Below are 12721 nucleotides of genomic sequence, written 5' to 3'. Positions count from 1 at the left end.
AGCGGCCACCGGGCGGACGCAAAGCCGCCACAATCGCGCGGCACCCTGTCTCGACCGCCCGCGAGACAGGTCGTCCGGGCCCCGCACCGCCCCGAATCCGGGCTCCCCCCAGGGCCCCGATGCGGGACAGGCGCAGGACCCCGCGCAGGCCCGCTCGCCCGAGACATATCGCCCCAAGCGAAAGGCCAGGGACCAGACACATGCCGGACTTGCTGCCATCGTCGATCTCCATCCCGTGGCTCGTCTGCGGCGCCGTTGCCGTGGCGTTTCTGTTGCGGCTCTGGGCCCATGCCGACCGGGTCCTGCACCGACGATGGCAGGCGATGCGCGGCCGGATGGTCATGGACCTGCCCCGGCACGAGACCGCACCCGCCACCGCCGACGTGGCCGAGCTGCAGGAGATCGTCGCGGGGCTGGTTCAGGAGGACCGCTGGCACAAGCTCGGGCAGGTGCTGGCCCTGCTGTCGAACACGCCCACCGATGCGACCGACGGGCGGCGGCTCTACGACGTGGCCATGGATGCCGCGTTGCAGCCGCTGGTCGAGGCCCAGGGCCTGTCCGGCATGGCCGCGGTTCTTCGACGCATTGCCGAGGCGGCGGGGACCGGGGAGCCCGCGCTCGTGGCGCTGCACTGCCGGGCGCTGGCCTGCGCCCTGTGCCGGGCCGAAACGCTGGATGACACCGCCGGCGCGGCCATGGCCGGCGGCTGGGCCTCCGAGATCCTCGAAAGCGTCGCTGAGCATGACCTCGACACCTGCGCCGTGCCGTGCCTTGCCGAGGCGATCTACCACGCCGGCGCCGTGTTGCAGCCCGAGCCGCAAGCCCTGCAGCGGGCGTTCCGGGTCTGGCGGGATGCCGATCCGGGCAATATCCGCCCGTATGTGCATCACGCCGCGCGGCTGGCCGCCCTGGGTGCGGACGCACGGACCGAATCCGCCCGCCACCTGACCGAGACCGTGGGCGCCTGCCGGCTCTTCGGCAGTTCCGCCGCGCTTCTGCATGCTCAGCTGGCAAGTGCGGGCGCGGCACCGCTCTCGGGCCTGCCGTCCTTCTGCCCGACCTCGACGCTGGCACGGCTGGGCGAGGTGGCCGAGGCGCCCGGCGGGCAGACCCTGGTCAACGCCTTCGCCGCCAAGGCGCTGGCCGACGGCGACGAGGCGCTGGCCCGCGCGATCCTGCGCAAGCACATGCGGATGGTCCTGGACTGCTTCTGGCCCGACATGGACGCGTTCCACGGATTGTTCTGGCGGGCGTTCCGGGGCCGCGGCTCGGGCCGGGCGCGGGCGGAATGGCGCGCCGAGATGGACGCGACGGCGGCCGCATAGCCGATAGGGGGTTTTGCCCCGGGGGTCTTCGTGCAATAGGGACGTGCCAAACGAGGCCATTCCAGGAGCAGGGCGAATGGAGATTCGAGAGGCACTGACCTTCGACGACGTATTGCTGGTTCCGGCTGCATCTTCGGTGCTGCCGAACACGGCCGACACCCGGACGTTCGTGACCAAGTCCATCGGGCTGAACATCCCGTTGCTGTCCTCGGCGATGGACACCGTGACCGAGGGCCGCATGGCCATCGCCATGGCCCAGGCCGGCGGTATGGGGGTGGTGCACCGCAATCTTGACATCCAGACTCAGGCCGACGAGATCCGGCGGGTGAAGCGGTTCGTCTCGGGCATCGTCTACAAGCCGATCACCCTGCGGCCCGACCAGACCCTGGGCGATGCCCGCGTTCTGATGGAGCGCTACCGGGTCACCGGATTTCCGGTGGTGGACGAGCGCGGCCGCGTGTTGGGCATCGTCACCAACCGCGACATGCGCTTTGCCGCCGATGACAACACGCCGGTCAAGGTGATGATGACCTCTGACAACCTTGCGATGCTGACCGAACCAGCCGATCTGGAACAGGCCCGCAGCCTGATGCGGGCGCGACGGATCGAAAAGCTGCTGGTGACCGACAAGGACGGCAAGCTGACCGGCCTGCTGACGCTCAAGGACAGCGAACAGGCGGTGCTGAACCCGACCGCCTGCAAGGACGAGCTGGGCCGCCTGCGGGTGGCCGCCGCCACCACCGTCGGCGACGCGGGCTACGAGCGTAGCGCGGCACTGGTCGACGCGGGCGTCGACATGATCGTGATCGACACCGCCCACGGCCATTCCGAGGGCGTGGCCCGCGCCGTCGAACGTGCCAAGACCCTGTCCAACGACGTGCAGGTGATCGCCGGCAACGTGGCCACCGCCGAGGCGACGCGGGCGCTGATCGGCTCTGGCGCGGATGCGGTCAAGGTCGGGATCGGGCCGGGCTCGATCTGCACCACGCGCATCGTGGCCGGCGTGGGCATGCCGCAGCTGACCGCAGTTATGGAATGCGCCGCCGCCGCGGGCGACATCCCCGTGATCGCCGACGGTGGCATCAAGTTCTCGGGCGATTTCGCCAAGGCGATCGCGGCGGGGGCGTCCTGCGCCATGGTTGGCTCGATGATCGCGGGGACCGACGAAAGCCCGGGCGAGGTGATCCTCTACCAGGGCCGGTCCTACAAATCCTATCGCGGTATGGGGTCCCTCGGGGCGATGGCGCGGGGCTCCGCCGACCGGTATTTCCAGAAGGACGCCGCCTCCGACAAGCTCGTGCCCGAAGGGGTCGAGGGGCAGGTGCCCTACAAGGGGTCGGCCTACAACGTCGTCCACCAGCTTGTTGGCGGCCTGCGCGCGGCCATGGGCTATACCGGCTGCGCCACGGTGGAGGAAATGCGCCGCAACTGCAATTTCGTCCGGGTCACCGGCGCGGGGCTGAGCGAAAGCCACGTCCATGACGTGCAGATCACGCGCGAAAGTCCGAACTACAGATCCTTCTAGAAAGTCAGCACCTTGCGGGATCTTCCTGACATCGCACCGAGGCGCCTGTGACCCCGGCCGCGCGCAATGCCGGGGCAATCGGGATCCTCGATCACTGGCTGGGCGGCCAACCGCTGGAAGCCGCCTACCAGGGCTGGGCGCGGGGGGCGCGCTATGCCGGTTCGTCGGACCGGGCTGCGGTGCGCGACCTGATCTATGACGCGGCCCGCCGGCGCCGGTCCTATGCCGCACTGGGCGGGTCAGAGACCGGGCGCGGCCTCGTCATCGGCGCACTTCGTGCTGCCGGCATTCCAACGTCCGACGTCTTCTCCGGCCAGGGCCATGCCCCGCCGCCTTTGTCGCAGGAGGAGCTCGACCTCCGCCGGACGCCCGGCCGGGCCGAGGCTCTGGACCTGCCCGACTGGCTGATCGCCCCGTTCGAGGCCGCGCTCGGCCCCGAGACCGAGCAGGTCCTGCACCTCTTTCGCGACCGGGCGCAGACACATCTGCGGATCAACGGGCGCAATGGCGACCGGGATCAGGTGATCGCTCGGCTGGCCGAGGCAGGCGTTGTGGCCCGCCCCCATCCGACGGTCGACACCGCCGTCATCGTCGACGAGGGCGGGCGCCGGCTGCCCCGCAGCGGCGTGATCGACGCGGGACTGGCAGAGCTTCAGGATGCCGCATCCCAGCGCATCGTCGCCTGGCTCTGCCGCGACGCACCCGGCCGCGTGCTGGATTACTGCAGCGGCGCGGGCGGCAAGGCGCTGGCCTTCGCCGACATGACCGGGGCCGAGGTGGTTGCCCATGACATCGCCCCGGCGCGGATGGCCGACCTGCCGGCCCGCGCCGCCCGTGCCGGCGTCGCGATCGCGACCTGCGCGACGGCCGACCTGCCGCGCCTGAAGCCTTTCGACCTGGTGTTCTGCGACGCGCCCTGTTCGGGCAGCGGCACCTGGCGCCGCGACCCCGAGGCCAAGTGGCGCCTGACCCCCGAGCGCCTGCGAGGCTTTGCCGAGACCCAGGCCGAGGTCCTGGAAACCGCCACCGGCCTGGTGGCCGAGGGGGGCAGCCTTGCCTATGCCACCTGTTCCGTGCTGCGCGAAGAAAACGAAGTGCGGGTCGAGGCCTTTCTTCGCGACACGCCCGGCTGGCGGCTTGCCGACAGCCTGCGGATCACGCCGACAGAGGCCTCCGACGGCTTTTTTGTCGCGGTTTTCCGGCGCGTCTGAATGACCCGGAACCTGCAACAACCTTAAGTTGCAAAGCCGCGCAAATCCTCTATCGTTAATCTCGAATTAATCGAATTGAGGTCGATTGAAGCTGCATCGAATCGAAAAGGCGCGTCATTTGAGTCAGATCGACACAGCACGGCCCAGTGCTCCGACCCGCGTCACCCGCGGCGACGGGCGGCCCCTGGCCCTGCTGGCCATCTCGGTCGGGGCCCTGCTGGGCTCGCTGATCTCGACGGATCCGTGGCAGGTGTTGGGGATGCAGCTCGCGGCCGGGCTGTGTTCGGCCGCCTGCGTGGGACTTCTCTTGTGGAAACGGGCCCAGCTGCGCCGCGACGGGCTGGAGCTTCGGGCTGCCGAGAAACTGATCGAGCATGACAATTGCCCGGCATTCATCACCACCGGCGACGGCAATATCGAGGCGCGCAACGCGCCCGCGCGCGACCGGTTCCGGGATCCCTTCGTCGACACGCTCGGCTTCGTGCTGACGGACATCTTCGCCAACCCTGGTGCGGTATTGTTCCGGTTGCAAAGCCGGGCCAACGGCCAGGGCTTCGCGCGCGAGGATATCGTGACCCGCCGCGGCCCGGTGCGATTGTCCGTGCAGAAGATCAGCGGCGACATCTTCCTGTGGCGCCTCGACGAAAAGACCGAGCGGATCAGTTCCGGCCGCGGCGCCGAATCCCTCAGCCTGCCGATGCTGACGGCCGGCCCGTCCGGCACGGTGCTCTACATGAACGAGGCCTTCCGCAAGGTCATCGGCGGGCGGGTGAAATCGCTCGATGCCGTCTTCCGGGAGCTGCCGATCGTCAGCGGGCAACTGCACAAGGTCAACGGGGTCGACGGGCCGATAGACTCCCTCGTGGCCGAGATCACCGGCAGGGGCGGCCGGCGCGAAATCTATCTGCTGCCCGGAGAGACCGCGACCCAGACCCGTGGCGGCCCCGGCTGGGAGGCCATCGAGGAACTGCCCGTGCCCCTGCTCAAGGTGACCGTCTCGGGCGAGGTGGTAGAGGCCAACCGCCAGGCGCGCAGCCTGCTCGGCACCAACATGACCGGCACGGTGCGTCTCGGCGACCTCGTGGACGGGCTCGGCCGGCCGATTCTCGACTGGCTGCGCGAGGCCGCCGAGGATCGGGGGCGCAAGACGCCGGAATTCCTGCGCGTGACCAGCGGCAACGTGGATACGTTCGTGCAGGTCGCGCTGAACCGCTCGGACGACGGCGACGACACGCAGTTGATCGCCGTGCTGAAGGACGTGACAGAGTTCAAGTCGCTCGAGGCGCAGTTCGTCCAGAGCCAGAAGATGCAGGCGATCGGTCAACTGGCCGGCGGGGTGGCCCATGACTTCAACAACCTGCTCACGGCGATTTCGGGCCATTGCGACCTTCTGCTGCTGCGCCACGACCAGGGAGACGCGGATTTCGGCGACCTCACGCAGATCCATCAGAACGCCAACCGCGCGGCGAGCCTCGTCGGGCAGCTCCTCGCGTTCTCGCGCAAGCAGAACCTGCGTCCCGAAGAGCTCGACCTGCGCGACACGCTGTCGGACCTCACCCATCTGCTGAACCGACTGGTGGGCGAAAAGATCACCCTGAACCTCATGCACGACCCGGCGCTGAGGCCGATCCGTGCGGACAAGCGCCAGCTGGAGCAGGTGTTGATGAACCTCGTGGTCAACGCCCGCGACGCAATGCCCGGCGGCGGCGAGATCCGGATCGAGACCGAGAACCAGCATCTCACACACGAGCTGCGCCGGGATCGCGCGACCGTTCCGGCCGGCGATTACGTGACGGTCCATGTGATCGACGTAGGCGTGGGCATGTCCGAGGATAAGCGTACGAAGATCTTCGAGCCGTTCTTCACCACCAAGCGCACCGGAGAGGGGACCGGACTGGGGCTGTCCACGGCCTACGGCATCGTCAAGCAGACCGGCGGCTTCATCTTCGCCGACAGCACCATGGGCGGTGGCACGACGTTCACCCTCTATTTCCCGGTGATCGCGCGTCATTTCACGACCATGCCAGAGCCGCCCAAATCCACCGCGGTCGCCAAGGCCAAGGCGCGGCCCGAGGCCACCGCCGAGGGCGTCGTGCTTCTGGTCGAGGACGAGGCCCCGGTCCGCGCCTTCGCCTCGCGGGCCTTGCGGCTGCGCGGCTTCACCGTCCTGGAGGCCGATAGCGCGGAGGCGGCGCTCGACATGATCGCCGACCCTGACCTCAAGATCGACATTTTCGTGACGGATGTGGTGATGCCCGGCAAGGACGGCCCGACCTGGGTCCGGGAGGCCTTGGTTGACCGCCCGAACGCCCGCGTCATCTTTGTTTCCGGCTACGCCGAGGACGCGCTGGCCGAGAACCAGGCGCTGGTCCCCAACTCCGCCTTCCTGCCCAAACCCTTCTCGCTGACCGACCTGACAGAGATGGTGGAAAGCCAACTCGCCGAGGCCTGATATCCCGTTCGTCGCGCCTATGGAGCACCTAGCTGTCTGATCCCATCGTTTGATGGTGTGATCCTGTCTCAAGCTTTGAAGGAAGCATGATGGGACAAGTTCGTCATGGCAGCGGCACGACCACCTGCGCCGGCAGAGCAGCAAGACAGCCATCGAAGGCTTCGCTCACGCAGCTGAGCGAAGCGCTGAGTATCAACCCCAAGACAGTCGCGAAGTAGCGGAAGCGGCAGAGAGTCGAAGACCGCAAAACCGGGCCGAGAGAGCCGCGTTCAACCGTTCTCTCTGAAGCCGAGGAAGCAATGATCGTCGCATTCCGGCGGCACGCACTGCTGCCTCTGGATGATTGCCTTTATGCCCTGCGCCCTTCGATCCCGCAGCTGACGCGGTCGGCGTTGCACCGGTGCCTACAGCGGCACGGGATCTCTCGTTTGCCTGAGATCGAAGGCGACAAGCCGAGGCGTCAAAAGTTCAAACGCTATCCCATCGGGGTCTTCCACATCGATATCGCTGAGGTTCAGACGGTGGAGGGCAAGCTCTATCTCTTCGTGGGCATTGACCGGACGACCAAGTTCGCGGTCACGCAGTTGGTCGACAAAGCAGACTGAACCGCACCGGGTTTGCCGGAGGCTGATTCTTGTTGGTTGCGCAGCCATGTCCTCAGTTCCCAGAGCGGCGTAGAAGTTTGCCTCAATTTCCGAAGGCGGGATGTTTCCGATCGGCTCGGGCAGCCGGCGATTGTTGAACCAGTCCAGCCATTCGCGGGTGGCATGTTCGACGGCTTCGAAAGTGCGCCACGGCCCGCGCCGATGGCTGACCTCTGCCTTGAAGAGACCGTTGATCGTCTCGGCGAGGGCATTGTCGTAGCTGTCGCCGACACTGCCCACGGACGGTTCGATGCCGGCCTCGCCCAGCCGTTCGGTGTAGCGGATGGAAAAGAATTGCGACCCGCGATCAGAGTGGTGGACGGGCCCCGCCCCCTTGACCGGTCGGCGATCGTGAACAGCCTGGTCCAGGGCGCCGAGCACGACAGCCTACAACTTCGCCCGCAATCTCAAGGCCCTCGGACGCCTCATACCCTACGAATACATCTGCAAGACCTGGACATCAGAGCCAGACAGATTCATCAGCGATCCGATCCACCCAGTGCCGGGACTGAACACCTATACTGAAGCGAACAGGATGGAGGTCCCGGCCAGGATCGAACGAGGCAGCATCGGTGTTGTGCGCCGTGCGGTGGCGATCGTCGGTTTGGTCGCAGATCGGATCTTGCCGTTGCCCTCCGGCCATCGAGCCATGAAGTCGTCAAGCTTCGGCCCGCAGAGTGGCATCTCAACCACTCGACGCCTATTCATTGCCGTTGCGAAAGCCGGTTCGCCTGCGATGGCCCTGCCCGTGGGCTGCCAGTGGGCTGCCTTGGACCGTGACCTGAAGCCCGTTTCTTGCGCCATCTTGAGGTGGGTCCGTTCCAACCCTGAGACCGACAATGAGGCGATCAGGGTCCGCGGAAGAGCAGATCGTTGTGATGCTGAAGGAGCAGGAGGCCGGAAAGCCGACTTACGATGTATGCCGGACACTTGGGGTGAGCGCGGCGACATTCTACAAATGCAAGACGCGGTTCGGTGGCCGCGAGGTGTCGGATGCGCGCCGGCTGAAGGCGCTCGACGTCGAGAACGGCAAGCTGAGGAACCTGCTGGCGGTGGCAATGCCCCCCTCGCGGGACAGTGCCGCGCAATGCCCTGCCGGACAATAGTATGCGATCCCGAATGATGGCGCCGCAAGAGAATCGTAGCGCCGGGCGTGAGGCGGGAAGCGGTGGCTCGTATCGTGACGGTCCAGGGCGTGAGCCGGCGACGGGCGTGCAGGGCACTGGCGGTCGATCGATCCATCGTGAGCTGTCGCGGTATGCGACCGGACGATGCCGAGGCGCGGGTTGCGATGAAGTGCGTGGCGGCGGTTTGGTTGCCGGCGCATGCATGTGTTGGCTGGAACGGCAGGGGTCGCCCGTCTCAGCAGATTTGGCTTTGCCAAATCGCCTGCCGGGCAATGGATGAACCTGAAAAAGCTCAGGCGGCTCTACCGCGAGGAAATGCTCCAGGTGCGCCGCCGGGGCGGCCGGACGCGGGCCTTGGGGACGCGCAGACCAACGCTGCTGCCCTGTGCGCCGAACCAGCGCCAGAGCCTGGACTTCGTCAGCGACGCACTGGCGGATGGCCGGCGTTTCCGGGTTTTGCCGGTGGTCGACGACTACAGCCGGGAATGCCTGGCGCGTACCGCCGACACGGCGCGTTCCGGACTGCGTGTCGTTCGTGGCCTCGACACCTTGATGGCGCGTCGCGGCCGACCGGCGATGGCGGTCTCGGACATCGGAACCGAGCTGACATCGATGGCGGCGCTGCCATGGTGCCAACGCGCAGCCGTAGGGTAGCCTTGCATAGCGGCCGGAAAGCCAAGGCAGAACGGCTTGGTCGAGAGCTTCAACGGGCGCTTCCGGGACGAACTAACTGCTCAACGAGACGCTGTTGTCGTGCCTGGACGGTGCCCGCGAGAAATCCGGGCATGGCGGCACAACGACAACCACCACCGACTTTGCTCGGGTCTCGGCAACAGCCCGCCCGTCGAGGTCATTGCAGAGAAGGGGCTGGGGATGTGCGCTGCGTAGCCTCTGCAAACAACCCGCGGACTCCCTGCAATACCGGAGGAGATGGGGCTCCCGGGTCACCGGAAACGACGGTCAGGTTTCCAATGTCGGAGCAGGGCGCGAAACACTGGGGGCGTTCGCGTTTTCAGGCTCGCCGGTTGTCGACCGGCCGGGCGATCAGGACCGCGAAGAGGGGGCCGGAGAACCGGTCAGGAGCGCAGCTCGACGAGGTGGGCGGCGGAGCCGGTGAGCGCCGCGAAGTCGTCCTCGACCACATGGACCGCGAAATTGGCCATGAAGCCGGCGAAGCGGCCCTTGTCGCGGAAGGCATCGTCGAAGCCGTAGGCGTCGAGGTAGGGGGCAAAGGCGCGGGCGACGCCGCCGACGAGGAAGACCCCGCCGAACGGCAGCTGGACCAGCGCGAGATTGCCGCAGACCGTCCCCAGGATGCGGGTGAAGACATGGGCGGCCTCGACGGCGCGATCGTCCGTGCCCTGCGCACAGGCGTCCATGATGTCGGCGGCCTTGGCCTCGCGCGGGTCGTTGGCCTCGCGGCCGAGAAAGGCATAGACCCGCTCCAGCCCGCGGCCCGACAGCACATCCTCGACCGCCGGAAAGCCGTGGGCGGTGCTGACGTACTGGCACAGCCGCAGCTCTGCCTCGGTCCGGATCGGCAGGTTGGCGTGGCCGCTTTCGGAGGGGGCGACGAGGCGGCCATACTCCGTCTCGAACACCGGCGCCGCGTTGAAGCCGGTGCCGATCCCGATCACCAGCCGGGTCTCGTGCGGGTCCGCCTCGGGACCGGCGATGACGCTGCGCAGGTTGGCGGGCTCGATATGACCAAGCGCGTGACCCTGGGCCTGCAGGTCGTTCAGGATCGCCACGGTCTCGGCGCGGGTCGCGCGGGCGATCGTGTCGGTGTCCATGGTCCAGTCGAGGTTCGTCATGCTCGCGCGGTTGCCGCGCACGGGACCGGCGACGGCCACGCAGGCGGCGGCGCAATCCACCCCGTCTTCCTCGTCGATATAGCGCCGGAGCACGGTCTCGAGCCCGGGATATTCGGAATTGCGATACCGGCGGATCGTCTCGGGCAGCACCTGCCGGCCATCGGCCAGGGCGACGCGCGTGTTCGTGCCGCCGATATCGGCGACAAGCGACAGGGTGTTGGGCGGATGGGACATCGGACCTCAGCGCGTCAGGATGGACTTGAGCGAGTGATAGGACGCCTTGGGTGTCCGCTTCAAGCTGTCGAAATCCACATGGACGATGCCGAAGCGCTTCTCGTAGCCGAAGGCCCATTCGTAATTGTCGAGCAAGGACCAGTAGAAGAAGCCCTTCACGTTGGCCCCCTCGGCGATGGCGTCGCGGGCGGCGAGGATGTGACGCTCCATGAAATCGGCCCGCTCGGGGTCGAAGACGGCGCCGTTCTCGATCTGATCCTCCCAGGCCATGCCGTTCTCGGTCACGAAGATCGGCATCTCGCCCACGTAGTCCCGCGACAGGCGCACGAGGAAATCCTTCAGCCCCTCGGGATAGATCTCCCAGCCCATCTGGGTCACCGGCAGGTCGCCCTTTTCCATCCGGACCGAGGGCCAGGCCGCCTCGGGGTCGGGGGCGGTGAAGTTGCGGGTGTAGTAATTGACGCCGAGCCAGTCCATCGGCTGCGCGATCTCGGCCATGTCGTCCTGCCATCCGGCGGGCATGTGCGGGCCCAGCCCCTCGAGCACGACCTCTGGATAGGTGCCCTTGCTGGCGGCCTCGATGAACCAGCGGTTGGCGATGCCGTCCCAGCGGTCGGCGGCGCGGGCCGCCTCGGGGCTGTCGTCGACGGGGGTGGTGTGGTCGAAGTTCAGCACGATCCCGAGGTTCTTCTGCCCCATCTCGCGCAGCCGGGTCATGGTGCGGCCATGGGCCTTCATCACATGGTGCATGGCGCGGGCGGTCGCGCGGATGTCGCGCAGGCCGGGCGCGTGGTGGCCGATGAAATGCGACAGGTAGGACACGCACCAGGGCTCGTTGATCGTGGCCACGGCCGCGACCCGGTCGCCGATCCGCTTCTGGATCACCTCGGCATAATCAGCCATCCAGTCGCCGACGTCGGGGTTGGTCCAGCCCCCCAGGTCGGCCAGGGCCGAGGGCATCTCCCAGTGATAGATGGTCTGGTAGGGCTTCAGCCCGCGGGCCAGGATCGCGTCGACCAGCCGGTCGTAATAGTCGAGCCCTTCAGGGTTCGGCGCGCCACGGCCCTCGGGCAGGACCCGGGCCCAGGAGGTGGAGAACCGATAGGCGTCAAAGCCGCCGTCCTTGAGCAGGTCGAGGTCTTCTTCATAGCGGTGGTAATGGTCACAGGCCCGTGCGCCGTCCTCGGCCCGCACCACGTTGCCCGGGGTTGCCGCGAAACTGTCCCAATGGGTCGGCCCCGCGCCGCCGAAGGCCGCGCCCTCGATCTGGTAGGCGGCGGTCGCGGCCCCGAACAGGAAGTCTGCGGGAAAGTCGGAGCGGGAGAAATTCATCTTGGTCATCCTTGGCGGTTCGGCACGGGGCCGGTGGATAAGCCCACCACGAGCTGCGCTTCGAGCAACTCCTGCCGGTGGGGGGTGTCGGGTGTCTGGATGCGGTCGATCAGCATCCGGGCCGTGCGCCGCCCCGCTTCGCGCACCGAAGATCGCGTGGCGGTGTAGATCGGAACGTCCTGGCCATTTTGCAGATACGACAGCGAATCGTCGAAGGTGACGATACTCACGTCCCGGCTGCAGACCAACCCGGACTCATCGGTCGCGCGCCGGACCCCGAGCGTGCAGATCATCGAGGCGGCCAGGAAGGCGGTCGGCGGGTCGGGCAGGGCGAGCATCGCCCTCGCGCTGCGATAGCCGTGGAATTCGGTCATCTCGTCGGCGGCGATCAGCGCGGGGTCGATCGGCAGGCCATGTTCCGTCAGCGCCTGTTCATAGCCGCGCCGGCGCCGGAAGGCGAAATCCATCTCTTCAAGCCCGTTGACCAGCCCGATCCTGCGGTGGCCGAGATCGAGCAGGAAGCGCGTGGCGCGGTGAAAGGCCGAGCGGTTGTTCACGTCGAGCCAGGAATATGGGATGTCCAGCCCGCTCGACCGGCCATGCACGACGAAGGGCAGGCCGATGTCCGCAAGCTGCCGCAGGCGCGGATCATTCAGCCGGGGGCCGTGCACGACGATCCCGTCGACCGAGCCGCGCGCCTTGAATGTGCGATAGACCTCGCTCTCGTCCTTCTCGATGAAGGCGAGCACCATCTCGTAGCCGCTGCGGGCATAGGTCTCGCCCGCGCCGGCGATGAAATCGCCGAAGACCGGGTTGACGGTCTCGTGCCTGATGGATTGCGGGATGACATGTCCGATCGCCATGGCCCGGCCGGTGGCCAGCCCCTTGGCGCGGGCGTTGGGACGGTAGGCATGGCGCTCTGCCGCCTCGCGCACGCGGCTGCGAGTGGTCTCGGAGACTTCGGGATAACCGTTCAAAGCCCGGCTGACCGTCGTCTGGCTGAGCCCGAGAACCTTGGATAGCTCCTTGAGAGTCATGGTCTTCAGTCTTCCAAAGC

At 67.2% G+C, this 12721-nt stretch carries 7 protein-coding genes and 4 pseudogenes; 7 read left to right on the top strand and 4 right to left on the bottom strand.

Going from position 1 to position 12721, the window contains the following annotated elements; translation table 11 throughout:
* Window positions 1-200 precede the first annotated feature (200 nt).
* The 5 genes and pseudogenes from ROA7023_RS00325 to ROA7023_RS24945 all read left to right on the top strand — a co-directional run.
* Window positions 201-1325 carry a hypothetical protein gene (locus ROA7023_RS00325; protein ID WP_085877011.1) on the top strand — a complete coding sequence of 375 codons (1125 nt, stop codon included), beginning with the start codon at window positions 201-203 and terminating at the stop codon, window positions 1323-1325.
* 76 nt (window positions 1326-1401) lie between these two features.
* Entirely contained in the window at window positions 1402-2850 is a 1449-nt protein-coding gene (gene guaB / locus ROA7023_RS00320; RefSeq protein ID WP_085877010.1) for an IMP dehydrogenase, read from the top strand.
* A gap of 47 nt (window positions 2851-2897) precedes the next feature.
* Entirely contained in the window at window positions 2898-4061 is a 1164-nt protein-coding gene (locus ROA7023_RS00315; protein WP_085877009.1) for an RsmB/NOP family class I SAM-dependent RNA methyltransferase, read from the top strand.
* A gap of 118 nt (window positions 4062-4179) precedes the next feature.
* The gene (locus ROA7023_RS00310; RefSeq protein ID WP_370739179.1) at window positions 4180-6513 is read left to right on the top strand and encodes an ATP-binding protein; all 2334 of its coding nucleotides are present in this window, start codon (window positions 4180-4182) and stop codon (window positions 6511-6513) included.
* 89 nt (window positions 6514-6602) lie between these two features.
* A pseudogene (locus ROA7023_RS24945) lies at window positions 6603-7112 on the top strand (transposase family protein); the annotation flags it as partial.
* A gap of 45 nt (window positions 7113-7157) precedes the next feature.
* Here ROA7023_RS24945 and ROA7023_RS00300 read toward each other — a convergent pair.
* Window positions 7158-7538, bottom strand: a pseudogene (locus tag ROA7023_RS00300) (integrase core domain-containing protein); the annotation flags it as partial.
* Between ROA7023_RS00300 and ROA7023_RS23680 the strand changes: the two are divergent.
* A pseudogene (locus ROA7023_RS23680) lies at window positions 7537-7674 on the top strand (IS481 family transposase); the annotation flags it as partial. The pseudogenes ROA7023_RS00300 and ROA7023_RS23680 overlap by 2 nt on opposite strands.
* 322 nt (window positions 7675-7996) lie before the next feature.
* Window positions 7997-9172 (top strand): annotated as a pseudogene (locus ROA7023_RS25620) (transposase).
* Window positions 9173-9360: 188 nt separating this feature from the next.
* Here ROA7023_RS25620 and ROA7023_RS00280 read toward each other — a convergent pair.
* The 3 genes from ROA7023_RS00280 to ROA7023_RS00270 are packed head-to-tail and all read right to left on the bottom strand — an operon-like array spanning window position 9361 to window position 12701.
* Complete coding sequence (locus tag ROA7023_RS00280; RefSeq protein ID WP_085877004.1) at window positions 9361-10332, bottom strand: glucokinase; 972 nt, start codon at window positions 10330-10332, stop codon at window positions 9361-9363.
* A 6-nt stretch (window positions 10333-10338) separates the two neighbouring features.
* Window positions 10339-11664, bottom strand: coding sequence for a GH1 family beta-glucosidase (locus tag ROA7023_RS00275; RefSeq protein WP_085877003.1), 1326 nt, complete (start codon window positions 11662-11664; stop codon window positions 10339-10341).
* Between the two features lie 5 nt (window positions 11665-11669).
* Window positions 11670-12701 carry a LacI family DNA-binding transcriptional regulator gene (locus tag ROA7023_RS00270; protein ID WP_085877001.1) on the bottom strand — a complete coding sequence of 344 codons (1032 nt, stop codon included), beginning with the start codon at window positions 12699-12701 and terminating at the stop codon, window positions 11670-11672.
* Window positions 12702-12721: the final 20 nt, after the last annotated feature.

Origin of the sequence: Roseisalinus antarcticus, assembly GCF_900172355.1 — a bacterium.
GTDB lineage: Bacteria > Pseudomonadota > Alphaproteobacteria > Rhodobacterales > Rhodobacteraceae > Oceanicola > Oceanicola antarcticus_A.
This window is presented reverse-complemented; position numbering and strand designations above follow the sequence as displayed.

What these genes read in the sequence shown, in the direction of transcription:
- guaB (WP_085877010.1), top strand. Translation starts at nt 1,402, where the DNA reads ATGGAGATTCGAGAGGCACTGACCTTCGACGACGTATTGCTGGTTCCG.
- ROA7023_RS00280 (WP_085877004.1), bottom strand. Translation starts at nt 10,332, where the DNA reads ATGTCCCATCCGCCCAACACCCTGTCGCTTGTCGCCGATATCGGCGGC.
- ROA7023_RS00270 (WP_085877001.1), bottom strand. Translation starts at nt 12,701, where the DNA reads ATGACTCTCAAGGAGCTATCCAAGGTTCTCGGGCTCAGCCAGACGACG.
- ROA7023_RS00325 (WP_085877011.1), top strand. Translation starts at nt 201, where the DNA reads ATGCCGGACTTGCTGCCATCGTCGATCTCCATCCCGTGGCTCGTCTGC.
- ROA7023_RS00275 (WP_085877003.1), bottom strand. Translation starts at nt 11,664, where the DNA reads ATGAATTTCTCCCGCTCCGACTTTCCCGCAGACTTCCTGTTCGGGGCC.